Here is a 26,707-nt window from a genome sequence, read left to right on the forward strand (position 1 = left end):
CGCGTGGTCATCCCGTGGCGGCGACCGGGACCCAGACCCGCATCGGGCCCTCGCTCCGGTTGCCCCACAGGAAGTACGGCACCGCCGTGAGGGTGAGCGGGCCGCCGTGACGCTCCCTCGCGGGCGCGTCGGCGTACAGGGAGACGCCGGGCTCGGCGAGCGTGCCGCCGGCCGTGAGGACGACCGGGAACTCCGGCAGGTCCTCCCGGCGCCCCGCCTCGACGGCGCCGGCGGGGTCGAGCCGCACGTCCTCCAGCACCGTGCCGGGCGGCAGGTCGGCCTGCTCCAGGCAGTAGACGAGCGGTCCCCGGGCCAGGGCGACGCAGCCGCGCACCGCGTCCACGCGGGGATGCGCGGTCACCCGCCGGACCGGCATCTCCAGGTCGAGGACGACCGTCGTGCCCGGCGCCCAGACCCGGGTGAGCCGTACGTAGCCGTCCCGGGCGGGGGCGGTCACCGGTCCGCCGCCGATCCGGACCGCGTACGCGTCGCACCATTCCGGCACGCGCAGCGCGAGCGTCCAGGGGGCGTCGGCCTCGGACGTCACGGTGAGCTCGATCCGGCCCTGCCAGGGGTATTCGGTGCGCACGTCCACCCGCACGGCGGCCCCGGCGACCTCGGCGGTCACGCTGCCCGCGGCGTACAGGTGGATCTGCAGGCCGTCGTCGCCCGCCGTGGCCAGGTAGCCGTGCAGCGAGGCCATCAGCCGGGCGATGTTGGGCGGGCAGCAGGCGCAGGAGTACCAGGGCAGCCGCCGCGCCTGCCCCTCCTCCCCGGAGCCGGTGTGGCCGGTGCGCGACTGCAGGGGGTTGGAGTAGAAGAAGTGCCTGCCGTCGAGGGACACGGCGACGGCGACCGCGTTGTACAGCGCCCGCTCCATCTCGTCGGCGTACCGGGCGCGGCCGGTCGCCAGCAGCAGCCGCCAGTTCCACTGGAAGCTCGCGATCGCCGCGCAGGTCTCGGCGTACGCCCGGTCCGGCGGCAGTTCGTACGGATCGCCGTACGCCTCGTCACGGTGGCGCGACCCGTGCGCCCCGGTGACGTAGGTGCGCCGGTGCACGGCGTCCTCCCACAATCGCTCCGCCGCGTCCAGCAGTGTGTGGTCGCCGGTCTCCACGCCGACGTCGACCATCCCGGCGAGGAGATAGAGCTGCCGTACGGCGTGCCCGGTGACCTCCGCCGCCTCGCGTACGGGCACGTGGTCCTGGTAGTACGCGGGGCCGAACCGGCCGGGCCCGAGCAGTCCCCGACCGCGCAGGTCGAGGAACCGGCGGGCCAGGTCGAGGTAGGGCCGGTGCCCGGTCAGCCGGTACAGCTCGGCGAGCGCGGTCTCGATCTCCGGGTGCCCGCAGACCTCCTCGGCGCCGCCCGGCCCGAAGCGCTCCACCAGCAGGTCGGCGAAACGGCGGGCGACGGCCGCGAGGTCGGGGCTGACGCCGGTCCTCGCGGCGGCGACGGCGGCCTGGAGGAGGTGACCGGCGCAGTACAGCTCGTGGCTCCACTCCGGCCTGCGCCAGCGTTGGTCGGGCGCGGCGACGGTGAAGTAGGAGTTGAGGTAGCCGTCCGGTCGCTGGGCGCGGGCGAGCAGCGCGGTCGTGTCGTCGACGAACGACCGCAGCGAGGCGTCGCCGGGCGAGGAGGCGAGCTCCCAGGCCGCGCCCTCCAGCGTCTTGTGGACGTCGGAGTCGGCGAACCACATGCCCGTGAAGGCGTCGCCGGACTCGCCCGCCGCCGCGCGGAGGTTGGCGATGTTGCCGTGAGCGTGCAGGTTCTCCACGCAGTGCGGGAGCGTGTCCTCGGCGTTGCGCCGCTGCCACCGCCCCAGGAGGCCGCCGGGGTCCAGCCGGGCCTCGTGCACGCCGAGCGGCCGCAGTGCGACGACGGCGCCGGGCCGGGGCGCGACCGGTGTGACCGGGGCGACCGGTGCGGTGGACTCCCTTGGGCCGAGGCCGGGGGGCGGGGGGTCTGACAGCTTCTGCTCGGTCATCCTGATCTCTCGTGCGGGGAGGCTCGCGGGGACCGCCGGCCAGGGAAACGAGGAAGGGGGGAAATCCGGGGCAGCTGGAAACAAAGGAAAACGATTGCCGACAAGCTACCAATGTGGTGTTGGGGCGTCAACACCGCGTTTCCGGCGCGTTACCCGGGCTCCATCGCGCTATACAGTGAGTTGCGGCAACGTCCCCGGAAACTGGAGGAAACGTGGGGAGACCGGAGCGTCACGCCACCATCGCCGACGTCGCGGCACTGGCCGGGGTGTCGGTGGGCACGGCCTCCAAAGCGCTCAACGGGCGCGGGTCGCTGCGCGAGGAGACCCGGACGCGCGTGCGTGAGGCTGCCCGGCAGCTCAGCTTCCAGGCCAACGCCGGCGCGCGGAGCCTGCACTCGGGGCGCACCTACACCGTCGGGATGATCACCACGGACACCATCGGCCGGTTCAGCATCCCGGTCCTCATGGGCGCCGAGGACGCGCTCGGCGCCGGGGAGATGTCGGTCTTCCTCTGCGACGGCCGGGACGACCCCATCCGTGAGCAGTACTACGTCAAAACCCTGCTCAGCCGCCGGGTCGACGGGATCATCGTGACCGGCCGGCGCACCGAGGCGCGCATGTCCATCGGCCCGAGCCTGCCCGTTCCCGTGGTGTACGCCTTCATCAGTTCCGTCGACCCGGGGGACTGCTCGGTGGTCCCCGACGAGGCGGGCGGAGCGCGGAAGGCGGTCGAGCACCTGCTGGCGGTCGGGCGCACCCGGATCGCCCACGTCACCGGGCCGGAGCATCACAACTCCGCGCGGGTGCGCGCGGCGGCGGCGCTGGAACGGCTGGCCGAGGCAGGTCTCCAACCGGTCGCGCCGCCGCTGTTCGGCGGCTGGAGCGAGGCGTGGGGACGGCAGGCCGTCGGAATCCTGCTGGCGGGCCGGACGGAGTTCGATGCCGTCTTCTGCGGCAGCGACCAGATCGCCCGCGGGGTGGGCGACGCGCTGCGCGCCGCCGGGCGGCGGGTCCCGCAGGACGTCGCCCTCGTCGGCTTCGACAACTGGGACGTGATGACCGACGGCGCCCAGCCACCGCTGACCAGCGTCGACATGGATCTCGAAGGTCTCGGCCGGTCGGCGGCCGAGATGCTGCTGGCCGCCATCAACGGCACCGCCTCTCCGGGCCGGCACGCGCACCCCTGCCGGCTCGTGGTGCGCGAGTCGACCATCGTGCCGCTCGCCTGAGCGCGACAGTCTCTGTCGGTGCTGCGGTGCTGCGGTGCTGCGGTGCTGCGGTGCTGCGGTGCTCCGGCCCTCGGTTCGGCCGGGCTTCGGTTCGGCCGGGCTTCGGTTCGGCCGGGGAGCGCGTCAGGTCGTGGGTGCCGCGTAGAGGGTGCGGGCGACTCCGACCCGGTTGGACACACCGAGCTTGGCGAAGATCCGCGACAGGTGCATCTCCACGGTCTTCTGCGTCACGTAGAGCCGGTCGGCGATCTCCCGGTTCTTCAGCCCCTCGCTGACCAGCCGGGCTATCTGCCGCTCGCGTTCGGTGAGGGAGGCCGCGCCCGGCCGCTCGGCGGCGGGCGGCCCGGCGGTGCTTCGCGGTTCGGCGGTGCTTCGCGGTTCGGCGGTGCTTCGCGGTTCGGTGGTGCTGTGCGGTTCGGTGGTGCTGTGCGGTTCGGTGATGCCCTGCAGTCCGGTGGTGCTCTGCGGTCCGGCGGCGGCTGATCCGACCACCGGCACGGTCAGGTCCGCGGTCGTGCCGGCCGTCAGGCCGTTCGCTTCGATCAGGGTCCGGTGTCCACCGGGGCCGCCCGCGGCCGGTCTCGCCTCCGCGACCATCCCGGCGGCGAGCGCTCCGGGCCAGCCCTGGACCACGGGCGTGCCGTACTCGGCCAGGTGGCGTCGCAGGGCGTCGAGGTCGCCCATGCGTGCCGTGACCAGGCAGCGCGCCGCGAGCACCGAGGAGTGAAGCGCGGCGCTGCCGGACAGCCAGGCCGCGCGCACGGCCTCGTCGGCGCTCTCTTTCGCCGCCGTGAGCAGGCCGGCGGCACACAGCGCCGCGACGCGTGCGACCAGCGCGTGGCTGACGACCGCCTGCCTGCCGGCCGACCTGCCGGCGGCCACGGCACGATCGAGATGCCGTATCGCGTCGTGCGGCCGTTCGAGCACGAGAGCGGCCCACCCGATCCAGAGCGGTGCGTCCGGGCGCGCCGTGAGCTCCTCGTCGGGGAGCGCGTCGAGGACCGCGGCGGCTCGGGGAAGGTCGTCGAACGTCCCCGCGGACGGCGTGCCGGCGAGGACCGCCGAAACGGCGAGCATCCCGCGCGCCGCGCAGCCCAGCAGGCGCAGGCCGAGCCGATCGGCGATGTGGACGGCCCGCGCGGCGTCGGCGTGCGCAGCGCCGGGGGACCCGCTCGACACTTCGAGCCATGCCCGTTCGAACGACAGGGCCGCGCGATCGGCCTCGTCCCGGGCGTGCGCCAGCTCGGTGCGCACCAGGGCGCGCGCCTCGCCGGACCGGCCCAGGTCGTGCAGAAGGCGGGCCTGGTCGGCGGCCACGACGGCGCGCCGGCCGCCCGCGCCGGGCGGGATCAGCCGCAGGGCCTCGGCCAGGGCGTCGCAGCCCTGCCGCAACTGGCCCGCCGCCTCGCAGGCTCTGCCGAGCGCCAGCAGCAGACCGGTGCGAACGGCGGCCTGCCCGCGCTCGCCGGACCGCTGGTTCTTGTCGGCCTGCGCGTCATCGCCGTCCGGCCCGTTCCCGTCGTTCGGCCCGTCATGGCCGTCCGGCCTGTTCCCGTCCTCCGGCCTGTTCCCGTCGTTCGGCAGCAGTTCGAGCGCCGCCCGCCGCCACTGAGCCGCCTGCCGCGGGCGCGCGGCCTCGACCTCGTCGGCGGCCGCGGCGAGGAGCGCGACGGCGGCGCGGTCGCCCGGCGTGGCGACGCGCGTGAGGTGCGGCGCCGTCTCGACGGCGGACGCCCGGCCGCCGGCCGGTGACCGGGCGGCCCGCGCGTGGGCGCCGAGCCGCCAGCCGGGACTCACATTGTGATAGACGGCACGGCGGACCAGGGAGTGCCGGAACCCGAACCGCCCGGTCCCCGCCACGAGGCGGATGAGGTCGTGGGAGGCGATCTCGTCGATCGCCGAATAGGCGTCCTGCTCGCCGACCTCCGCGACCGCGGCCACCGACGGCACGGTGATCGGGTCGCCGAGCACCGCGCACGCGGCGATGACCAGTCCTCCCAGGGCCGAGAGGCGGGCGACCTCGGCGGCCAGCGCCGAGGCGAACCACGGCGGCACCGGGGCGATGTCAGCCTCGTCGATGCCGGGCGGGCCCTGCTCCAGCACGTCCGCCAGGGCACGGAGGTAGCCGGGATTGCCCTCGCTCGCCCGATACAGCTCCCCGCGTGCCTGCGCGGGCAGGTCCTCACCGAGCAGAACCCCGGCGTGACTTTCGGCCAGGGGTTCCAGGCGCAGCCGGGCGACCTCCCGCGCCGAGTCGGCTGTGGCGCGTAGCCGCGGGGACACCTGCCGGTGCCGATGCGCGAAGGCCAGGAGCACGGGGGCGCGGGGCGGAGTGCACATCAGCCGGCACACCACGTCGACGGTGCCCGCGTCGGCCTGATGCAGATCGTCGAGGACGAGGGCGACCGGCCGGGACGACGCGAGATCCTCCAGCAGCGCCCGAACGGCGTGACCCGCGCGGTAGGGCGCCGCGACGTCCGGCGGCGACGACGCGGAGGCGTCCGCCGCCAGTGAGGGGAAGACGGCCGCCAGCACGTCCCGCTGCGCCGCCGGCAGCCGGTGGAGCCGTTCGCTCGCGGCGACGGAGAGCCGGCCGTCCAGCGCGTCGACGATCGCGCCGAACGCCAGGTCGCCGTCCACCGGCTGCGGCCGTCCGGCGAACACCGCGATCTCCGCCTCCCGTGCGATGCGGACCACCTCGGCGAGCAACGCGGTCTTGCCGGTTCCGGGATCTCCGCTGATTTCGAGGAAGGCCGGGCGGCCCTGCGACAGGCCCTGGACCGCGGCCTCGATCTCCCGGCATTGCGACTCCCGTCCGATAAGCGGGCTGACCGGCCGGGGTGGCGCAGGGGCCGCGATGACCGGCCTGTTGTCAAAGGCCGGATAGCGTTGCGGCGGCACACTCATATCCTTCACCCATGGCCTCGCACTTTTGTCGGACACTGGTCGGAATGCGCATCAATAGATATTCGGGCGCGGGTGCGGAACAATCGGCGGTTAATTGGATGCGCATCGTGGGAGCGCTCCCACGATTTTCCCAAGCTTGTCGCTCTCTGTCAGGGGCTCCCGCCTGGCAGCACGTGTCCTGGCAGGATGTTGTCAGGTGACGGCCGGCGCCGAAACTCTGGGCGCTTGCTCTGTCGGAGCCCACGGACCAGGGCGTCGATCGAGGCGGGCGCGGGCGTGCCGGGCCGGTCGGACCCGGCGCGAATCCCCGGGAATCGAATTACGGGCGGAAGAAATCCGGGCCGGTCCGCCGTCACCACTTCCCAAAACCGCACCACCGCACAGGTGGGTCAACGCTGCGTGAGCGTTTGACGACTTCCCGTCGGAGACCGGTCGCCGTCTTCGTGGGACGGACGGTTGCCAAACCAGATGGCAACGGACGCCACCGGGACGGCTCGGCGGACCGGCTCTAATATGACGATGCCTGGCAGGCCGCCGGGGAGTGCTGGGCCGCATAACTACCAAGTGACGCGGTACGGCGATATGCGGTGTACGAGGTAGGTGGCGTGTGGATTCGCAGGCTTGCCGCAACAGTGTGCTGCAGGGTTTCGGTTTGGATAATGCCAGCGAGTCGGTTTACCTGACGATTCTGGCGGATCCCGGCAGCACGGTAGCCGATCTGACCCTCCGGCTGGCCCTGGGCGAGGACGACGTCCGGGCCGCGCTGGACCGTCTGCGACGGCTCTCGCTGCTCCGGCCGTCCCGGGAGGACCCGGGCGTGTTGTGCCCGGTGAGCCCGGGAATCGCCCTGGAAGCCCTCATCAAGCACCAGGAGGCCGAGCTGGTCCACCGGCAGAACCGGATCGCGGAGAGCCGGGCGGCGATCGCCGTGCTGGAGGCCGAGTACGCGATCACCCGGCACGCGTCCGGAGACGTCCTCGAACGCCTCGCGGACATCGACGCGATCCGTGAGCGGCTGGTGCAGCTCGCCCGCGACGCCCGCCACGAGTTCCTGTCCCTGACGCCGGTCGGCACGCCGTCCGCCGAGAGCACGGCGAGCCGGATGCTGGACGAGCAGATGCTGGAGCGCGGGGTGGCCGTCCGCGCCCTCTTCCTCGACACCATCGACCGGGATCCGGTCACCTCGGGCCATGCCCGCCGGCTCACGTGGCTGGGTGGCCGGGTGCGCACCCTTCCGGTGCTGCCGATCCGGATGATCATCGTGGACCGTGAGGTGGCGATGGTCCCGGTCGATCCCGAGCACGTCGCGCTGGGCGCGGTGCTGGTCCGCGGCGAGGGCATGGTCATGGCGATGCGCACGCTGTTCGACCTGATGTGGGAACGCGGCCGGGACTTCGGCGCGTCCCGCACCCGCGACCGCGACGGTCTCACCGACCAGGAGCGCGAGCTGCTGAGGTTCCTGTGTGAGGGGCACACCGACGAGGCGGTCGCCCGCAAACTCGGGATCTCCACCAGGACCTGCCGCCGGATCACCGCCGACCTGATGAACCGGCTGGGCGCCCGCAGCCGGTTCCAGGCCGGGGCACGGGCGGCGGAACGCGGCTGGTTCCGCTATCCCGCGCCCGAGCCCGGCATCTGGGCGGACGCCCCGACCTCGTGACGTCCGACGCCCGTACGGCATCGGACGTCCTGGTGACATCGGGAACCCTTGTGACATCAGGCGCCCGCCGGTTCGCGGTCTCCGGCCAGCCGGTCCCGCAGGTGGTCGACGAGCGCCGCTGGTGTCGGGTGGTCGAAGGCGATGCTGGCGGGCAGGGCCAGCCCGCTGGTGGCCGCGAGGCGGTTGCGCAACTCCACGATCATGAGCGAGTCCAGGCCGAGCTCGAACAGGGTGGCGTTCGGCTCGATCCAGTCCGCGGCGTGCCCGCTGACCTCGGCGACCTGCCCGACGACGAGGTCGAGCAGGAGCGCGTCGCGTTCGTCCGGTGACAGACCGGACGGCGGCAGCGCGGCCATGACGTCCGGCGCGGCCGCGGCCTCCGGCGTGGTCACGGTTCCGGTACGCGTCGCCGCGAGGTCCAGATCGGCCGGCACGATCAGTGGCTCCGCCAGGGCGAGCGCGTCGTCGAACAGCCCGAGCCCGTCCTCGACGGACAGCGGAGTGATCCCGGCGCGCCGCATCCGCTCCAGATCGGCGTGACCGAGGCGGCCGCCCATGCCGTCGGACTCCCACAGCCCCCAGGCGAGCGACGTCGCGGGAAGCCCGAGCGAGTGGCGGTGGCGGGCGAGGGCGTCGAGGAAGCTGTTGGCCGCCGCGTAGTTCGCCTGGCCCGCGGTGCCGAGCACGCCCGCCACGGAGGAGAACAGCACGAAGGCGTCCAGGTCGAGCCCGCGGGTGAGCTCGTGGAGGTGCCAGGCGCCGTCGGCCTTCGGCCGCATGACGTCATCGACCTGCTGAGCGGACATGGCGGTGATCACGGCGTCGTCGAGCACGCCCGCCGCGTGGACGACCGCGCTGAGCGGGTGGTCCGCCGGGACCGCGGCGAGCAGCGCCTCCACGGCGCCGCGGTCGGCGACGTCGCAGGCGACGGCCCTGACCTCCGCCCCGAGGCCGGCCAGATCGGCGACGAGCCGGCGGGCGCCGGCCGCGGCGTCGCCCCGGCGGCTCGCCAGGATCAGGTGGCGTACGCCGTGCTCGGTGACGAGGTGGCGGGCGAGCAGCGCGCCGAGGCCGCCGGTGCCGCCGGTGACGAGCACCGTGCCTCCGGGATCGATGCGCCGTCCGGCCCGGCCCGTGATCAGGGGGACCTGCACCGGCTCGGGACGGTGGAGTATGCCGTCGCGGATGACGATCTGCGGCGCGCCGGTGGCCACCGCCGCCGCGATCGCGTCCTGGGACGCGGGCGCCCGGTCGACGTCGACGAGCGCGAACCGGCCCGGATTCTCCGCCTGGGCCGAGCGGATCAGGCCCCAGGACGCGGCGTTGGCGAGGTCCTCGACCGGGTCGCCGGGCAGGGCGGCCACCGCGTGCCGGGTGAGGAAGACCAGCCGTACGCCGGCGGGAGCGTCGTCGGAGAGCCACCGCTGCGCGAGCTCCAGCGTGCGGCGGGTCGCGCGGCGCGCGGCGGCGGGCGTGTGGTCGTCCGACGGCAGCGGCACGACCACCGCGGCGGGCGGCTCCCCGTCCGTCGCGACCGCCGCCCACGCGGCGGAAAGATCGCCGTCGGGCACCGTGACCACAAGTCCCCGCTTCTCGTACGGCTTCTCGTACGGCTTCTCGTACGGCGGCTCGTGCGGCGTCTCGACGACGGGCCAGGCGACGCGGTACAACGCCCCGCGGCGGCCGACCGTACGCCCGAGCCGTTCCGGCGCGATGGGCAGCAGATGCAGCGACTCGACGACGACCGCCGGGTGGCCGGTCTCGTCCCACCCGGTGATCGACACCGCTCCCGGGCCGGCCGGTGAGATCCGGACCAGGAGCTCACGCGCGCCGTGTGCGGAGAGGGCGACCCCGTTCCAGATGAACGGGATGCGCGGCCGCCCAGTGTCGTCGCCGGTGCCGCCGGTGCCGCCGGGGGTGCCGTCTCCGGCATCGGCGACCAGGTCGACGAGCCGCTCCGGCGTGCCGTCCAGGCCGAGCCCGTGCATTGTCGCGTCGAGCAGCGCCGGATGCGGGCCGAACAGGCCGGGATGCAGGCGCCGGTCCTCGGGCAGCCGAAGCTCGACGTAGAGGTCGTCGCCGTGCCGGTGGGCGGCGCGGACGCTCTGGAACACCGGACCCCATCCGTAGTGGCCCCGGTCGTTGAACCGCTGGTAGAAGTCCCCGACCTCGATCGGGATCGCGCCGTCGGGGACGCCGGCGGGCCGGTCCGTTCTCGCGGGCCCGCTCGGCGACGACGCGACGCCGCCGGGCCCGGCCGGGCCGAGGACGCCGGTGGCCAGTTGCGACCAGGGACGCCCGCGAGCCTCGGCCTCGCCCCTGCACCGCAGCGAGAACTCCCGCCGCCCAGCCGGGCCGGCGGGTCCGGCCCGCAGCTGCAGTTCGACCCTGCCGTCGGGCGGCACGATCAGAGGAGCCTTGTGCGTCAGCTCGACGACCTCCGCGCACCCGACCTGCCGGGCCGTCCACGCGGCGAGCTCCAGGAACGTCACACCCGGCACGACGACGCGGCCGTGCACCTCGTGGTCCGCGAGCCACGGCTGCGTACGCGCGGACAGGCCGCCGGTGAACAGCATGCCGCCGTCGTCGAGTTCGATCGCCTGGTCCACCAGCGGATGGCGCTCCGCGGCCCGCGAGACGCCGGAGGCGTGACTCCGGCCGGCGGCAGGCAGCCAGAACCGCCGCTGGTCGAAGGCGTACGTCGGAAGATCGACGGCCGTGCCGCGCCCGGCGGGCAGGACGTTGCGCCACACGACGGCCCGGCCGTGACAGTACGCCTCGGCCAGCGCGGCGATCAGGCCCTGGGCCGCCCCGAGGCCGGGCCGCACGACCGCGATCCCAGTGGGCGCGGCGGAACCGAGCACGAGGACACGACCCGCCCCGCTGTCGAAGAGCAGCCCGGTGGTGTCCCATGTTCCGGTGCCGTCCCATGTTCCGGTGCCGTCCCATGTTCCGGTGGTGTCCCGGCGGGTCCAGTGCTCGGGGTCGGCCAGAGCGTCGGCGGTCACGAATCCCCCGGTCGGGCCGTGGACGATCGGAATGGCGGGCTCGCTGAACCGGGTGCGCCCGACGACCGCACGGACCTCGCGCAGCGCCGCGTCCGCGTCCTCGCCGGTCCGCTCGCCGCCCCGTTCCGCGACCTGTCCCGTGAGCCGTCCCGTGAGCCGTCCCACGAACCGGCCCAGGGCGACGGCCAGGGCCGCGGCGTCGGTGAGGGAGAGAGCGCCGGCGACGTACGCGGCGGCCGGCTCGCCGCTCCCGGCCCCGAGAACGAACTCGGGCGTGACCCCGAAGTATTCGAGCAGCCGGGTGAGCGCGACGTCGGCCGCGAACCGGGCCGCGTACGCGTGGGCGGAGCGGCCGTCCCCGAGGGAGCCTGGGGCGGCGCGGAGCACGTCGCGCAGGGGGGTGTCCAGATGGGCGTCCAGCACGCCGCAGACGGCGTCGAACTCCGCGGCGAACACCGGGAACGCCTCGTACAACCCGAGCACGCTATCGGTCTGCCTGCTGCCGATCTGCCTGCTGCCGGTCTGCCTGCTGCCGGTCTGCCCGCTGTCGGTTTGCCCGGGGTGAATCGGCCCGGTGCTGACCAGCCCGGTGCCTTCGGGGTAGAGGAACGCGGTCCGTGCCGCCTTCGCGACGCCCTGGACCACCCTGGTGACACTGCCGGGAACGCTGCCGGGGACGACGGCGGGGACGGGGCCGGGATGGTCCTCGCCACGGGCGAGCCGATCCAGCGCCTCGGCGACCTCGGCGTGGGTCCGGCCGGTGACGGCGGCCCGGTGCTCGAACGCGTGCCGGGTCGTTACGAGCGCGTGGGCGACGTCGTCGAGGGGGAGCTCCGGGTGACGCCGGGCGAAGTCGCGGAGCCGGGCCGCCTGCGCCCGCAACGCCGTCTCCGTGCGAGCGGAGACGAGCCAGGGCGCCGGCGACGCCATCTCTGTCCGCGCCGAGACGGACCAGGGCGCCGGCGCCGGCGCCTCCGTGCGCGCCGAGACGGACTCAGGTGCCGACGTCTCCACGCGTGCTGCGACAAGCGCCGACGTCTCCACGCGTGCTGCGACAAGCGCCGGTGTCTCCACGCGTGCTGCGACCAGCGCCGGTGTCTCCGTACTCGCTCCGGGGATGTGGGACGGCGGATCTCCGTCCAGGGGTTCCGGCGTCTCCCGCGGTGCGGGCTGCTCGATGACGACGTGGGCGTTGGTGCCGCTGATGCCGAACGACGAGACGCCTCCGCGGCGCGGCCGGCCCGTGCCGGGCCAGGCGGTCGGCTCGGTCACCAGGCGAACCGCGCCCGAGGACCAGTCGACGTGCGGGGTGGGCCGGTCGACGTGCGGCGTCTTCGGCAGCACGCCATGCCGCATCGCCATGACCAACTTGATGATCCCGGCCATTCCGGCCGCCGCCTGGGTGTGCCCGATGTTGGCCTTGACCGATCCCAGCAGCAGCGGCGGCCGCGCGTCCCGGTCCTGCCCGTACGCGGCGAGCAGCGCTCTGGCCTCGATGGGGTCGCCGAGCGCGGTGCCGGTGCCGTGCGCCTCCACGACGTCCACCTCGGCCGGGCCGAGCCCTGCCGCGGCGAGTGCCTGCGCGATGACCTGTTCCTGCGCCGGGCCGTTGGGCGCGGTCAGCCCGTTGCTCGCGCCGTCCTGGTTGACGGCGCTGCCGCGCAGGAGGCCGAGGACCCGGTGGCCGTTGCGGGTCGCGTCGGAGAGCCGTTCGAGCAGGAGCATCGCGGCGCCCTCGCTCCAGGCCGTGCCGTCGGCGGCGGCGGCGAACGGCTTGCACCGGCCGTCGGGAGCCAGCCCGCGCTGCCTGCTGAACTCGGTGAACACGGTCGGGGTGGCCATCACCGTGGCGGCGCCGACCAGCGCCATGCCGCACTCCCCGGAGCGGAGCGCCTGACCGGCGAGGTGTACGGCGACCAGCGACGACGAACACGCGGTGTCCACCGTCAGGGCCGGTCCCCGCAGGCCTAGGCCGTACGCGACGCGGCCGGAGTTCACGCTCGCCGCGGTGCCGGTCAGCAGGTGACCGGCGACGTCGTCGGGAACGTGCGTGCCGTTGCCGCCGTACTGGTGTGACGACGCTCCGACGAAGACACCGGTGTCGCTCTCCCGCAGGGCGGCGGGGTCGATCCCGGCGCGCTCCATGACCTCCCACGCGAGCGTGAGCAACAGCCGCTGCTGCGGGTCCATCGCGACGGCCTCGCGCGGGCTGATGTCGAAGAAGGCGGGGTCGAACTCCCCGGCGTCGTCGAGGAAGCCGCCGAGGTTCGTGTACGACGTGCCGGGCCGTTCGCCGTCCGGGTCGTACAGCCGGTCCAGATCCCAGCCCCGGTCGGTGGGGAACTCCGACAGCGCGTCGGCGCCGGACATCAGCAGGTCCCACAGGTCCTCGGGGGAGCGCACGCCCCCCGGATAGCGGCAGGCCATGGCGACGATGGCGATGGGGTCCGCGTCCGGGTCCACCGGCGCGGGCGCGGCGGTGGCGGCCGGGCGCGCGACGCGCTCGGACGCGCCGGTGAGCTGGGCGAACAGGAGGTCGGTGACCGCGGCCGGGGTCGGATGGTCGTACGCCAGCGTGGCGGGGAGCGCCAGGCCGGTGGCGGCGGTGAGCCGTTCCGGCAGCTCGACGGTCATCAGGGAGTCGAACCCGAGGTCGCGGAACGGCCTGCGCGGGTCGACCCCCTCCGCGGACTCGCCGACGATCGCCGCCGTGTGACCCAGCACCACGTCCAGGACCCGGGGTCGCCGCCGGGCGGCGGGCAGGACGGCGAGCTCCTGCCGCAGCCCCTGGCCGGACGTTCCGGGCGCGCGGCCGGGGTCGCCCCCCGGAGAGCCCAGCGCCTCCCGCGCCTCCCGTGCGGCGGGCAGGTCGTCGAGCAGCGGACGGGGCCGCGCCGCGGTGAACGGGGGCACGAACCGCTCCCACGCGATGTCGGCGATGGTCACGCAGGTCTCGTCGTCGTCCAGCGCGTACCGCAGCGCGGCCATCGCCTGCTCGGGCGGCAGCGCCTCGACGCCGTGCCGCTGCAGGTGGCGGGCGAACGCGGCGTCCGCGCCCATCCCCGGCCCGGCCCACAGGCCCCAGGCGAGCGAGGTCGCGGTGCGGCCACGGGCGCGGCGCCGCTCGGCCAGGGCGTCGAGGAAGGCGTTGGCCGCCGCGTACGCGGCCTGGCCGGTGGTGGCCCACAGGCCGACGCCCGCGATCGAGGAGAACAGCACGAAGGCGTCCAGCGCGGTCTCGCCGAACAGGTCGTCGAGGTTGGCGGCGCCGGCGGCCTTCGAGCACGCCTCCGCGAGATCACCCGCGGTGAGATCCTCGATCGGCACGCGCCGCCCGACCCCCGCCGTGTGGAACACCGACCGGATGGGGCCGTGCTCGGCGGTCACGGCGTCGATCAGATCGGCCAGCGCGGCGCGGTCGGCCACGTCGCAGGAGGCGATGGTGACGGCGGCGCCGAGCGAGGTGAGCTCCGCTTCGAGGGCCTCGGCGCCGGGTGTGGCACTGCCCCGGCGGCTGACGAGCACCAGGTGCTCCGCGCCGCCGGTGGCCAGCCATCGGGCGACGTGGGCGCCCAGACCGCCGGTGCCGCCGGTGACGAGGATGGTCCCGCGCGGGCGCCAGGGTTCGCCGGCGGACGCCGGCCGCGACGCCGTCACCAGCCGGCGACCGAACAGCCCGGCGGCGCGGATCGCGATCTCCTCCTCGTTTCCCGGCCCGTTCAGGGCCGTACGTAGGAGAGGCGCGGACCGGGTGTCGGCCGGAAGGTCGACCAGCCCGCCCCACGAGCGCGGGCGTTCCAGGGCGACGGAGCGGCCGATCGCCCATATCTGCTCCTGTGCGGGGCTTTCGACCGGGTCCGTGGAGCCGGTGCCGACGGCTCCGCGGGTCAGCAACCACAGCGGCGCGTCGAGCGCGGCGTCGCCGAGCGCCTGCACCAGCGTCAGCGTCGCCGACAGGCCGCCGGAGATCTCGGCGTGGCGCGGGTCCGGGCGGTCGTCGAGCGCCAGGAGAGACAGCACGCCGCCCACCCCCGCCGCTTGGTGACCCGCTGTGCCGTGACCCGCGGTTGAGTGGCCTGTGGTTTCGTGACCCAGTGCGGCGCGCAGCCGCGACGCGAGCACGTCCCGGCCGACCTCGCCGCCCACCTCGGTGATCGTACGGACGTCGGCGCCGCCGTCGGTGAGGGCGTCCGCGCAGGCGGTCACCCATTCGTGGTCCGCGTACCCGGCCGGGACGACCAGGAGCCAGACGCCGCGCGGGGCGGGGGCCGCCGTCACGGGGATCGGCCGCCAGGCGACGCGGTAGCGTCGTCCGTCGGCGACCGCCCGTTCGCGGTGCCGCTGGTGCCAGTCCGACAGGATCGGGACGACCGCGCCCAGTGACGACCGCTCGTCCGCGCCGGTGACTCCGAGCGTGTCGGCGACCGCGCCGGTGTCCCCGCTGCGTACGGCGGCCCAGAAGCGCGTCTCCGCGGGCGCGGCCGTGGACGGCCGCGCTGCGCTTGGGTCAGAGCCGGGCGCGCCCGTGCCCGGCGTGGCGGTCAGCCAGTAGCGCCGGTGCTGGAAGGCGTACGTGGGCAGGTCGGCGCAGGCGGCCGCCCACCCGAGGCGACCCGCGTGCGGGGGCACCCCAGCGCCGCGAGCGCGTGCCCAGGCGACGGCCCGGTCGGCGGTCTCGGCCTCCGGACGCCCGCGCTGCATGATTGGCATGAACTCCGGCGCCGGGTCGGGCGTGGGCGACAGGGCCGCGAGGGTGGTCCGGGCGAGCGGCGCGAGCACGGCGTCGGGGCTCAGCTCCAGATAGGTGGTGACGCCCTGTTCGGCGAGCCGGTGGACGCCGTCGAGGAACCGCACCCCCTCACGCGCGTGCCGCACCCAGTACGCGGGCGAGCACAGCTCCTCCGGAGTGGCGATCCGGCCGGTGAGGTTCGACACGACGGGGATCGCGGGCGGCCGGAAGGTCAGGGCGGCGGCGACGTCGAGGAGGTCGCCGAGCATGCCGTCCATGTGCGGGGAATGGAAGGCGTGGCTGACGTTCAGCCGCCGGGTCGCCCACCCCAGCTCCTCGCAGCGCCGCGCGACGTCGAGCACGGCGTCGGTGTCGCCGGAGACGACGACCGCGGCCGGGCCGTTCACGGCAGCCACGCCGGCCTTCTCCTCATGCCCGGAGAGCAGCGGGCGTACGGCGTCCTCGGCGGCGCGGATCGACACCATCGCACCGCCCTGCGGCAGTTCCTGCATCAGCCGCCCTCGGGCGGTCACCAGCGTCGCGGCGTCGGCCGTCGACAGCACGCCCGCGACGTGCGCGGCGGTGAGCTCGCCGATCGAGTGGCCGATGAGATAGTCCGGCGTGATGCCGCGCTCGCGGGCCAGCGCGTACAACGCGGTCTCCAGGGCGAACAGCGCGGGCTGGGTGTAGCGGGTCTGGCCGAGCAGTTCCGCCTCGGGCGACCGGGCCGGCGCCCACATGACGTCGCGCAGCGGCCGGTCCAGGTGGGGGTCGAGGTGCGCGCAGGCCTCGTCGAGCGCGGCCGCGAAGACCTCGGACGCCTCGTACAGCTCACGGCCCATTCCGGGTCGCTGGCTGCCCTGCCCCGCGAACAGGAAGGCGGTCCGGCCGGTCCCGCCCGTCGCGCGCAGCACGCCGGGCGCGGCCTCGCCGGCGGCGACCGCGCCGAGGCCGGACAGCAGGGCCGCCCGGCCCGCCGCCGTGATCACCGCACGGTGCTCGAAGACCGTACGGCCCGCCCCGAGGGCTGCCGCGACGGTGTTCGCGTCGAGGCCGGGGCGGGCGGCGACGTGGTCCCTGAGCCGCTGCGCCTGCGCCCGGAGGGCCGGCTCGGTCTTGGCCGAGATCAGCCAGGTCGCGGGAGATTCGTCGTCCGCATGGGTGGATGTCGGCGGTGTGGTTGTCGGCGGTGTGGTTGTCGGCGGCGCGGTCTCCGGCGGGGCGGCGGCGGGGGCCTGCTCCAGGATGAGGTGCGCGTTGGTGCCGCTGATGCCGAAGGACGACACCGCCGCACGGCGCGGACGGCCTGCGTCCGGCCAGCCGGTCGCCTCGGTCAGGAGGCGTACGGCGCCGGAGGACCAGTCCACCCGGGGGGTGGGCCGGTCGACGTGCAGGGTCCTCGGCAGGACGCCCGCGCCCATGGCCATGACCATCTTGATGACCCCCGCCGCACCGGCGGCGGCCTGGGAGTGACCGATGTTCGACTTCACCGAGCCGAGCAGCAGCGGCCGGTCGGCGGGCCGCTCCCGGCCGTAGGTGGCAAGCAGGGCCTCGGCCTCGATCGGGTCGCCGAGCGAGGTGCCGGTGCCGTGCGCCTCGACGGCGTCCACGTCCGCGGGCCCGAGCCCGGCGGCGGCCATGGCGGCCCGGATCACCCGCCGCTGCGCGGAGCCGCTGGGCGCGGTCAGCCCGTTGCTGGCGCCGTCCTGGTTGACCGCGCTGCCGCGGACCAGCGCCAGGACGGGGTGGCCGTTCCGGCGGGCGTCGGACAGCCGTTCGAGCACCAGCAGCGCCGCGCCCTCGCCCCAGCTCGTGCCGTCCGCCGCGGCGGCGAACGGCTTGCACAGGCCGTCGGCGGCGAGCCCGCGCTGCCGTCCGAACTCGGTGTACATCGTGGGAGAGGCCATCACGGTCACGCCGCCGGCCAGCGCCATGCCGCACTCGCGCAGCCGCAGCGCCTGGCAGGCCATGTGGACGGCGACCAGCGACGACGAGCAGGCGGTGTCGACGGTCACGGCGGGGCCGCCGAGGCCGAGGGTGTAGGCGATCCGGCCGGAGATGACGCTGCCCGTGCCGCCGGTCATGAGGTAGCCCTTGAGCTCGTCGGGTCCCTCGTGCCCGCGCGGGCCGTACTCCTGCGGGATCGCGCCGACGTAGACGCCCGTGTCGCCGCCCGCGAGCGTCGCGGCGGGGATGCCGGCCCGTTCCAGGGCCTCCCAGGTGACTTCGAGCATCAGCCGTTGCTGCGGGTCCATGGCCAGCGCCTCGCGCGGCGAGATGCCGAAGAAGTCGGCGTCGAAGCCCGCCGCGTCGGCCAGGAAGCCGCCGACGGCGGGGACCTCCCAGCCGCGATCGGCGGGTACGTCGGACACCGCGCAGACGTCGGACTCCACCAGCCGCCACAGGTCCTCGGGGGACCGTACGCCACCGGGGTACCGGCAGGCCATCGCCACCACGGCGATCGGATCGTCGGCGTCGATGTCGGCGGCGGCGACGGAGGCGGAGGCGGTCGCGGCGGTCGTCGTACCGGCCGTCGCGGTGCTCGCCGGGGCGTCCGCCGATTCGCCCTCCTGGCCGAGCGCCTCGGCGACCAGGTGCTCGGCGAGGGCGACCGGCGTCGGATGGTCGTAGACCAGCGTCTCCGGCAGGCGCAGCCCGGTCGCGGCGCTCAGGCGGTGGCTCAGCTCGACGCCGGTGAGGGAGTCGAAGCCGAGGTCGCCGAAGGTCTGCCGCATGCCGACGGCCTCCGGAGCGGCGTGGCCGAGGAGGTCGGCGACCTGCGTACGCACCAGCGTGACCACCGCCTGACGCCGTTCGGCCTCCGGCAGCCCGGCCGTCCTGCGCCGCCACGCGGCGCCGTCGTCCGCCCGCTCCGGCGTCGCGACCACGGCGGGGGAGCGGACCGGAGCGGGGGTGGGGGCCGGAGCGGGGGTGGGCGCCGCCTCCGACGCCCCGGCGGCCCTGGCGGGCGCAGGCTCCGACGCCCCGGCGGCCCTGGCGGGCGCAGGCTCCGACGCCCCGGCGGCCCTGGCGGGCGCAGGCTCCGACGCCCCGGCGGCGATCGGGGTGATCCAGTGCGACGTGCGCTGGAAGGCGTAGGTCGGCAGGTCGACCAGGGCCGCCTCGTCCCCGATCACGGCGGGCCAGTCGACATCGGCCCCGTGGACATAAGCCAGGGCCACCGAACGCAGCACCCCGAGACGGTCCGGCCCGGCAGCGAGGGCAGTGCAGCCCCTCACGCCGCCGTTCGTCTCGTCGGCGTCGGGCATGGCGGTGAGTGCGGAGTCGATCGCGCCCGTCAGCAGGGGTCGCGTGGCGACCTCGACGAAGACCCGGTGGCCCTCGCGGGCCAGGGCGTCGACGAGAGAACCGAGCCGGTCAGAATCGCCGGCTGGCGCGGCGCCAAGGGCGCCACCGACCGAGGCCCGGTCGAGCCTGCCGCCCGTACACGTCGAGTAGCAGGGAGTCTCGCCGGCGTCTGGCACCGTCGCGCCGGGCGGGCCGGCCGGGTGAGGACGTGCGGCGTCGGTGCGGGTGATCAGGTCGGCGGCTTCGGCGGGGGTCAGGAGACCGGCCGCGCAGGCGGCAGCGATCTCACCGTCGAGGTGGCCGACGACCGCGCCGGGCCGTACGCCGAAGGAGCGCAACGTCGCGGCGAACGCCACCGCGACGGCCCACGACACGGGCCGGGCGACCTCCGGCGCGTCGGAGGCGGGTGCTCCGGGCGCGCCGCGCAGGACGTCGAGCGGCGACCAGCCGGTGCGCCGCTCGACCTCCGTCGCGCACGTCTCCAGGTGGCGGCGGAACGTCCGCCCGGGAGGGGTGGCCGAGTCCAGCAGCCCGGCCGCCGCGGCGAGCCGGCCGGGGACGTCCTCGGGCGTCCCGGGGAACACGAGGACCACCGTGCCCTCGTCGTCGGCGCCGCCGCGCAGGAGGTCACCGGCGGAATCGCCCTGTTCCGCCGCGGCGAGACCCGTCAGGAACTCCGGCTGATCGGAGGCCAGGACGACGGCGCGTTCCCGCAGGGAGGCCCGGGTCACGACGAGCGAGCGCGCCACGTCCGCCGTCCCGGGGTGGGGGTCGGCCTCGGCGAACTCGCGGAGACGTCCGGCCTGGGCCCGCAGGGCCTGCCCGGTCTTCGCGGACAGCACCCACGGCAGGAGCAGGTCACCGGTGGTGGCGGCCCGCGCGGCCGGGCGCTCTGCGGGGGGGTCCGCCGGACGCGTCACCGGGGGGTCGATCGGGAGCACCGCCGGGGGCTCGCCGAGCACGACGTGACAGTTGGTGCCGCCCACGCCGAACGAGGACACGCCTGCAACCAGCGGCCGGTCGGGCCGCGGCCAGGGGGACAGCTCGGTCTGGACCCGCAGGCCCAGCCGGTCCAGCGGAATCTCCGGGTTGGGCGTGACGAAGTTCAGGCTCGGCGGGAGCTCCCGATGGGCGAGGCTGAGGGCCACCTTGAGCAGCCCCACGATTCCCGCCGCGCCCTCCAGGTGGCCCACATTGGTCTTGGCGGAGCCGACGGCGAGCCGGTCGCCGTCCGGCCGTCCCGCGCCCAGGGACGCGCCGAGCGAGGCCGCCTCGATGGGGTCGCCGACCCGCGTGCCGGTGCCGTGCAGCTCGACGTACTGGACCTCGTCGCGGCCGACGCCCGCGCGGCGCGTCGCCAGCTCGATCACTCGCTCCTGCGCCGCACGGCTCGGGACGGTCAGCGCGCCGGTGTTCCCGTGATCGTTCCCGTCGTTGTTGACGGCGCTGCCGAGGATCACGCAGTGGATCCGGTCGCCGTCGGCCTGGGCGCGGCGCAGCGGCTTGAGCACGACGGCCGCGGCGCCCTCGCCGCGGACGTATCCGTTCGCGCGGGCGTCGAAGGTGAAGCAGCGGTGGTCGGGCGACAGCCCGCCGAAGCGCTCCGCGCCGACGGTGCTCTCGGGCGCGATGTTCAGGTTGACCCCGCCCACGACGGCCAGCTCCGCCTCCCCGTTCTGGAGGCTCTCGCAGGCGAGGTGTACGGCCAGCAGCGACGACGACTGGCCGCTGTCCACGGCGAAGCTCGGGCCGCGCAGGCCGAGGTGATAGGAGATCCGGTTGGCGATGACGCCGCGGTTGGAGCCGGTCAGGGTGTGCCGGGTGATCCCCTGCGGCCCGTCGCGGTGGAGCACCGTGCCGTAGTCGCCGGACATCGTGCCGACGAACACGCCGACCTGGCGGTCCCTGATCGAGGTCGGCGCGATCCGGGCGTTCTCCAGCGCCTCCCAGGCGAGCTCCAGCATGAGCCGCTGCTGTGGGTCCATGGCCGCGGCCTCGTTCGGTGAGATCCCGAAGAACTCCGCGTCGAACTCGTCGATCCGGTCGAGGAACCCGCCGGGCCGATGCCCAGGCCCGGCCTCCGGCCGTCCGGGCGGCGGATCGGTGATCGCGTCCGTGCCCGTCCGCAGCAGCCGCCAGAAGCCGCCCGGGTCGGGCGCCTGCGGAAGCCTGCAGGCCAGGCCGAGTACGGCGATCGGCTCGGCGTGGCTCATCGCTGCGCCTCCCGGCCGTCGCCCTCGGCGAGCACGGGCTGGCGGCGCCAGGCGGCCGGGTCGCCGGTGTCTTCGGGAGCGCGGGCGCAGATCACGTACCGGCCGGGCGCCATCGCGGAGTAGCGGCCGTTCAGCAGGCCGAGGCAGGCGCGGTGGGCCTCCCGGGGCGTACGGACCGGGCCGCCCGCGGCGACGTAGGCGGTCAGGACCGGACGGCCGTCGTCGCCCGGCTCGGCGAACACCCGGGCCGGCGCCTGCACGGCCTCGTCGACCACCGCCTGCACCTCCGGCAGTTCGACCCAGCAGTTGTCCATCCGCAGCCACTCCGGGCCGCGGACGACCGGCGTCAGCCCGGTGATCTCGGTCATCCGGCGGAGATCGACGTCTCCGGTGGCGGCCGCGGCGAGGAGCCGGTCGATCCCGAGCAGCAGCGACTCGATCTCGGCCGCGGGGATCAGGTCGGCGTGGCCGGTGGTCAGGCCGAGCAGCGGCTCGCCGTCGGAGTCGATGACCCGCATCAGGAGCAGCACCCGGAAGTACGGCGGGATGTGCCAGCGGAGGGCGGTCCGGGAGAGCGCCTCCTGTGCCGCCTCCGGCGGCCCGGCCGGCCGCACCTCGCCGTCGAAGAAGATGTTGATGTTGGAGGCGCAGTCGCGCTGGAACAGGGTGCCCCGGCGGTCGCCGATCTCCTCCTGGAGCTCCTGGAGCAGCCTGACCTCGTACAGCCCGTGCATGGCGGCCCGGAGCGTCGCGCCGCCGGTCCGCCGGACCAGCTCGTCGAAGCTGGTGGTGCCGGCGTCGACGGCGAGCAGGCTGTCCTGCGCCAGGGTGCCGACGTAGTCGTGCATCTCCCTGCCGATCCGGTTGTTCGCCAGCGACGCGAACACCAGGTCAGAGACGCCGGTGCGCCAGGAGAGCACCGCGCAGAACGCGGCCGACAGGACCATGGGCAGCGTGGTCTGCGTGCGCGCCGCGATGTGCGGCAGCGCGAGCCGCAGCGCCGGCGAGTCGAGCCAGCAGCCGAGCGGCTGCCCCTCGCCGCCGGAGGAGGGCACCGCGTAGTCGTGCTGCACCTCGCGCTCGTCGCCGCCGACCGGCCGGGGCATGGCGCACAGGCTCTGCGGCATCCGTGACGTCAGCTGCCGCCAGTATCGGAGGGACGCCTCGGCGCGGCGCCGGCCGCGGGCGGAGTGCTCGACGATCGCCTGGTCGGCGGGCTGGTGCGTGAGGGGCCCGGCGTGGCGCTCGTCCGGGTCGCGGATCAGCTGGTTGAACTGCCGGACGATCACGGCCAGGCTCTCGCAGTCGACCGCCAGGTGGCTGCACGCGATGAGCACCACCCGGATGGCGCCGTCGTGCATGGCGACGGCGGCCCGGAACAGCGAGTCCGCCACGTCGTCCACGGGTGCGGCCTGGAGCGCCGCGATGAGGTCGGTGATTTCCTCGTGGGCGACGGGCGAGCCGGCGGCGGCGTCGGTCTCGTACACGTCGACGGCCACCTGACCGGAGCCCGACACGACCTGGCGCCGCCGGTCGCCGGTGACGAAGGAGGTCCGCAGCGATTCGTGGCGCTCGACCAGGACCGCGAGGGTGTCGGTCACGTCGCGCAGGGTGGTGCCGTCCGGCACCGTGACGGCCCACTCCATCATCCGGTAGAGCCCCGCCCGGGTGTCGTCGCCAAGCCATTCGAGGGTGTTGATCTGCCCGAGCGTCAGCGGCGCCTCCACCGCGCGTCCCCCGGCGAATTTCACGTGAATGCGTTCGGTGAATACCAGGCCACCCATGCCGCCTCCTGAACACCCAGCGCTCGGGGGATCGATGAATTTCACACGGAGGGTATTCACCGGGCGGCCGGCGGCCTATTGGGGAAATCTCCACATCTGTCGCACCACCGGGCCGGCGGGCGATGGTAGGGAAAACCCCAATATCCATCCGGGACGGCTCGGCCTAGCGTGTGCCTCGTTTGAATCCGATGACGCATGTGGAGGCACGTGTCATGCCCACCGCCCCCGTCCCGGCCATTGAGGCGGTGCAGGGTTTCGTCCCGCGCCGGTCGGTCGCCATCGAGGAGGTGGCCGACCGGATGGGGATCAACCGGCACCAGCTCCGGCTCTTCCAGCGCGTCCACGGCCTGGCACGGCTGCCCATGGACCCCGACCTCGACCTGCTCGACCTGCTGGGCACGCCCGCCCGGGCGCTCGTCCCCACCGCGGCCGACCGGGACCGGATCCGCTACCTGATCTACGCGCACACCGCCCCGGACGTCGCTCCCGCGCACGTCAGCACCGCGCAGGAGCTCTGCCGCAGGCTGGACCTGCCCAGAGCCGAGGCGTTCGCGGTCACCCAGCAGAACTGCGCGAGCGGGCTCGCCGCCGTCGACGTCGCCGTACAGCTTCTGTCGGCGGACGGTGACACAGAGGCGCGCGCCCTCGTCGTGACCGGTGAGAAACCGACCTCGCGGATCTTCTCGGTGATCGCCAACACGACGCTGATGGGGGAGGGGTCGGCCGCCTGCCTGGTCGGCGTCGGCGGCGCCGGCCGGCGCATCCGGTCGTACGCGGTGCGGACGCGCGGTGAGTTCGCGCAGCTGTACCGGCCGCAGCCCGACGTGCTCGCGGATTTCTTCACCTCCTATACGCCGACCGTTGTCGGGATCCTCCGCCAGGCCGTTCACGAGGCGGGCCTGCGGCCGGAGGAGATAACGATGATCGTGCCGCACAACGTAAACAACTCATCGTGGCGGAGCGTAATCCGAGAACTGGGTTTCGGGGTCGAGCGAATTTATCTCGACAATGTTCCCCGGCTCGGCCACTGTTTCGGATCGGACCCATTCATCAATCTCGCCAGCATGCGTGACGAGGGCCGGCTGCGCGACGACGGCGTCTATCTGCTCGCCGCCGTCGGCCTGGGCGCGACGTACGCCGCGATGGTGATCGGCGGATAGGGGCAACGCTGTGACACGTGAGAGCACCGACTACCTCCGGCGGCTGAAGACCGCGCTGACCGGGGATCCGGCCACGCCGCTGGCCTTACTGTGCAACTTCGAGGTGGAGACCCAGTGGGCGCGGCACCACGTCGGCCTGCCCGCTCCGGCGGCGGCGCCGGCTGAGGTGGTCCAGCGGATGGAGGAGCTCGGCCTCCTCCTCGCCGGGCCCGGCGACGTCATCCTCGTCAAGAACGCGCCCGACCAGGGATATCTCCGCTACCTCGGCGAGGATCTCGGGATCGGCCTCCCGGCCGTGCTCGTCCCGGAGACGACGGCCGGGGACAGGTCGACCGCGGAGGACCTGCTGAGCTCGCCGCAGGCGCTCGACCGGCTGAGCGCCCTCGGCCGCCGGGGCGCCCGGCTCATCCCGATGGGGACCTCGGAGTTCGAGGAGAAGCTGGCGGTCTCCGCCCAGGTGCCGCTGGCCGTGCCGGACGCCGCGACGTTCGAGCGGGTGAACAGCAAGATCTACAGCCGCCGCGTCACCGAGGAGCTCGGGCTGCCGCCCGTGCCCGGGTGGTGCTGCGAGACGCTCGGCGAGCTGCGCCACGCGCTCGCCCAGGCCGCCGGCCTCCCGGGGCCGGTGGTGGTCAAGGACGCGTACGGCGTCTCCGGCAAGGGGCTGGTCGTGCTCGACACCGCGGCGAAGGCCGACCGGCTCGTGCGCATCCTGGAACGGCGCGCGGCCCGCACCGGCGACGACCGCGTCGCGCTGGTGGTCGAGCACTGGATCCCCAAGCGCGCCGACCTCAACTTCCAGATCACCATCGACCGCCGCGGCGGCGTACGGCTCGACTTCGTCAAGCAGGCGCTGACCGAGCGCGGCGTCCACCAGGGGCACCTCATGCCCGCCGACCTGAGCGACGACCAGCACGCGCTGCTGCGCCGCGCCGCCGAGGAGGTGGGCGGCCGGCTGGCCGCCGACGGGTTCTTCGGGGTGGCGGGCATCGACGCCATCGTCGCGGACGACGAACGGGTCTACCCCGTCCTGGAGATCAACGCCAGGTTCAACATGTCGACCTACCAGGGCGGGATGACCGAGCGCTTCCTCGCCCCCGGTCACGTCGCCCTCGCCCGGCACTACCCGGTGCGGTCCGCGGCGCCGCTCGTCTTCGACGACCTGCGCCGGGTCCTCGGCCCGCTGCTGTTCCCGGCGTCCGGCGGCCGGGCGATCGTCACCTGCTTCGGCACGGTGAACATCGGCACCGGCAACGCCGGCACCGGTGACGGCACACCGCACCAGGGACGGCTCTACACCCTGCTCACCGCTCCTGACCACGACCGGCTGACCGCGCTCGACGGGGCCGTACGGGCCGCTCTCGCCGGCGTGATCCAGCCCAGGGGGAACTCATGACCGACGCGTACGCCGTGCAGGGCATTCCGATCGCCGATCTCGCCGACCGGTTCGGCACCCCTCTGTACATCTACGACGCCGATGTGCTGGCCGACACCTACACGGAGCTCCGGCGGCGCCTCCACCCCGCCGTCGACATCTTCTACTCGGCCAAGGCCAACCCGAACGTCAGCGTCTGCTCCGTGATGCGGTCACTCGGCGCCGGCCTCGAGGTGTCGTCGATGGCGGAGCTCGCCACGGCGCGGTGGGCCGGTGTGGCGCCTGACGACGTCATCTTCCTCGGGCCGGGCAAGTCCGAGGGCGAACTACGGGCCTGCCTGGAGGGCGGCATCGCGGCCGTCGTCTGCGAGTCGCTCGAGGAACTGGCCGCGCTCGACCGGCTCGGCGGGCCGGGGAGCCGCGCCCTGCTGCGGGTCAACCCGGCGTTCACCACCAAGGGGGCCCGCCTGGCGATGGGCGGCAAGCCCCGGCAGTTCGGCATCGACCACGAACTGCTGCTGGAGAGCGCGTCGTCGCTGCGCGCGCTGCGCAACGTGCGCGTCACCGGGATCCACGCGTACATGGGCACCCGCATTCTCGACGAGGACGGCGTCGTCCAGAACACCGCCGGCATCCTCGCCGCGGCGCGCGAGCTGAGCGCGACGCTCGGCTTCCCGCTCGAAACCGTCGACATCGGCGGAGGGCTCGGCATCGCGTACTTCGAGAACGAGAAGGACCTCGATCTCGACCGGCTGACCGACGGGGTCAACGCGGTCGTCGCGGAGTTCGCGGCGGAACACCCGGGCTGCCGGGTGATCATGGAGCTCGGCCGCTACCTCGCGGGCCGCTGCGGCACGTACGTCGTCCGGGCGCGGTACGTGAAGCAGTCGAAGGGGGAGTGGTTCGTCGTCACCGACGGCGGGATGAACCACCATATGGCCGCCGTCGGGGTGGGCAGCTTCGTCAAGCGCAACTTCCCCATCCGGTCGATCGACCACCCGGGGGAGCTCGCCAACCGCCGCTACACCATCACCGGTCCGCTGTGCACCCCCGACGACGTGCTCGGCCGCAAGGTGGCCCTGCCCGAGGTGCGGCCCGGCGACCTGATCGGGGTCGAGCGCTCGGGCGCCTACGGTCCCACGTCGTCCCCGGTGCTGTTCCTCAGCCACGGATACCCGGCGGAGGTCCTCGTCTCCGGCGGCACCGCGCATCTCGTCCGGCACCGCGACACCGTCGAAGACCTGCTCGGCAGGCAGATCCTCGTCGACCGGCCGGTCGACCAGCCTGTCGCCCAGTCGGTCGCACAGCCTGTCGCGCAGTGAGCAGTTCCACAGTGAGAAGGGAAA

9 protein-coding genes are annotated in these 26,707 nt (G+C 74.3%); 5 read left to right on the forward strand and 4 right to left on the reverse strand.

Annotation, left to right across the window (positions count from 1 at the left end; all coding sequences use genetic code 11):
- Positions 1 to 7: 7 nt before the first annotated feature.
- Positions 8 to 1,987: a glycoside hydrolase family 127 protein gene (locus tag OG344_RS22995; protein WP_405084834.1), complete on the reverse strand. Its 1,980-nt coding sequence runs from the start codon at positions 1,985 to 1,987 to the stop codon at positions 8 to 10.
- Between the two features lie 212 nt (positions 1,988 to 2,199).
- On the opposite strand from OG344_RS22995, the gene OG344_RS23000 reads away from it, so the two are divergent.
- Positions 2,200 to 3,216: a LacI family DNA-binding transcriptional regulator gene (locus OG344_RS23000; RefSeq protein WP_405084835.1), complete on the forward strand. Its 1,017-nt coding sequence runs from the start codon at positions 2,200 to 2,202 to the stop codon at positions 3,214 to 3,216.
- 123 nt (positions 3,217 to 3,339) lie between these two features.
- Here OG344_RS23000 and OG344_RS23005 read toward each other — a convergent pair whose 3' ends face one another.
- Positions 3,340 to 6,123: a helix-turn-helix transcriptional regulator gene (locus tag OG344_RS23005; RefSeq protein WP_405084836.1), complete on the reverse strand. Its 2,784-nt coding sequence runs from the start codon at positions 6,121 to 6,123 to the stop codon at positions 3,340 to 3,342.
- Positions 6,124 to 6,775: 652 nt separating this feature from the next.
- On the opposite strand from OG344_RS23005, the gene OG344_RS23010 reads away from it, so the two are divergent.
- A complete protein-coding gene (locus tag OG344_RS23010; RefSeq protein WP_405084837.1) occupies positions 6,776 to 7,783 on the forward strand; it encodes a LuxR C-terminal-related transcriptional regulator in 1,008 nt (335 codons plus the stop codon).
- 56 nt (positions 7,784 to 7,839) lie between these two features.
- Here the strand turns inward: OG344_RS23010 and OG344_RS23015 are convergent, their stop codons facing one another.
- Both OG344_RS23015 and OG344_RS23020 read right to left on the reverse strand, forming a co-directional pair.
- Positions 7,840 to 21,042, reverse strand: coding sequence for a type I polyketide synthase (locus OG344_RS23015; protein WP_405084838.1), 13,203 nt, complete (start codon positions 21,040 to 21,042; stop codon positions 7,840 to 7,842).
- Positions 21,039 to 22,826, reverse strand: a complete 1,788-nt coding sequence (locus OG344_RS23020; protein WP_405084839.1) for a condensation domain-containing protein — start codon at positions 22,824 to 22,826, stop codon at positions 21,039 to 21,041. The genes OG344_RS23015 and OG344_RS23020 overlap by 4 nt, the downstream gene beginning before the upstream one ends.
- A 212-nt stretch (positions 22,827 to 23,038) precedes the next feature.
- Between OG344_RS23020 and OG344_RS23025 the strand changes: the two genes are divergently transcribed.
- From OG344_RS23025 to OG344_RS23035, 3 genes are read left to right on the forward strand one after another with little or no spacing between them, the layout of a single operon-like run.
- Positions 23,039 to 23,986, forward strand: coding sequence for a ketoacyl-ACP synthase III family protein (locus OG344_RS23025; RefSeq protein WP_327045366.1), 948 nt, complete (start codon positions 23,039 to 23,041; stop codon positions 23,984 to 23,986).
- Between the two features lie 10 nt (positions 23,987 to 23,996).
- The gene (locus tag OG344_RS23030) at positions 23,997 to 25,382 is read left to right on the forward strand and encodes an ATP-grasp domain-containing protein (RefSeq protein ID WP_405084840.1); all 1,386 of its coding nucleotides are present in this window, start codon (positions 23,997 to 23,999) and stop codon (positions 25,380 to 25,382) included.
- Positions 25,379 to 26,683, forward strand: a complete 1,305-nt coding sequence (locus OG344_RS23035) for a type III PLP-dependent enzyme (RefSeq protein ID WP_405084841.1) — start codon at positions 25,379 to 25,381, stop codon at positions 26,681 to 26,683. Before OG344_RS23030 ends, OG344_RS23035 begins: the two co-directional genes overlap by 4 nt.
- Positions 26,684 to 26,707: the final 24 nt, after the last annotated feature.

Origin of the sequence: Microbispora sp. NBC_01389, assembly GCF_045040095.1 — a bacterium.
Classification (GTDB): Bacteria; Actinomycetota; Actinomycetes; order Streptosporangiales; family Streptosporangiaceae; genus Microbispora.

Coding starts and splice junctions, on each gene's coding strand:
- OG344_RS22995 (WP_405084834.1), bottom strand. CDS start 1,987: ATGACCGAGCAGAAGCTGTCAGACCCCCCGCCCCCCGGCCTCGGCCCA.
- OG344_RS23015 (WP_405084838.1), bottom strand. CDS start 21,042: ATGAGCCACGCCGAGCCGATCGCCGTACTCGGCCTGGCCTGCAGGCTT.
- OG344_RS23025 (WP_327045366.1), top strand. CDS start 23,039: ATGCCCACCGCCCCCGTCCCGGCCATTGAGGCGGTGCAGGGTTTCGTC.
- OG344_RS23005 (WP_405084836.1), bottom strand. CDS start 6,123: ATGAGTGTGCCGCCGCAACGCTATCCGGCCTTTGACAACAGGCCGGTC.
- OG344_RS23035 (WP_405084841.1), top strand. CDS start 25,379: ATGACCGACGCGTACGCCGTGCAGGGCATTCCGATCGCCGATCTCGCC.
- OG344_RS23020 (WP_405084839.1), bottom strand. CDS start 22,826: ATGGGTGGCCTGGTATTCACCGAACGCATTCACGTGAAATTCGCCGGG.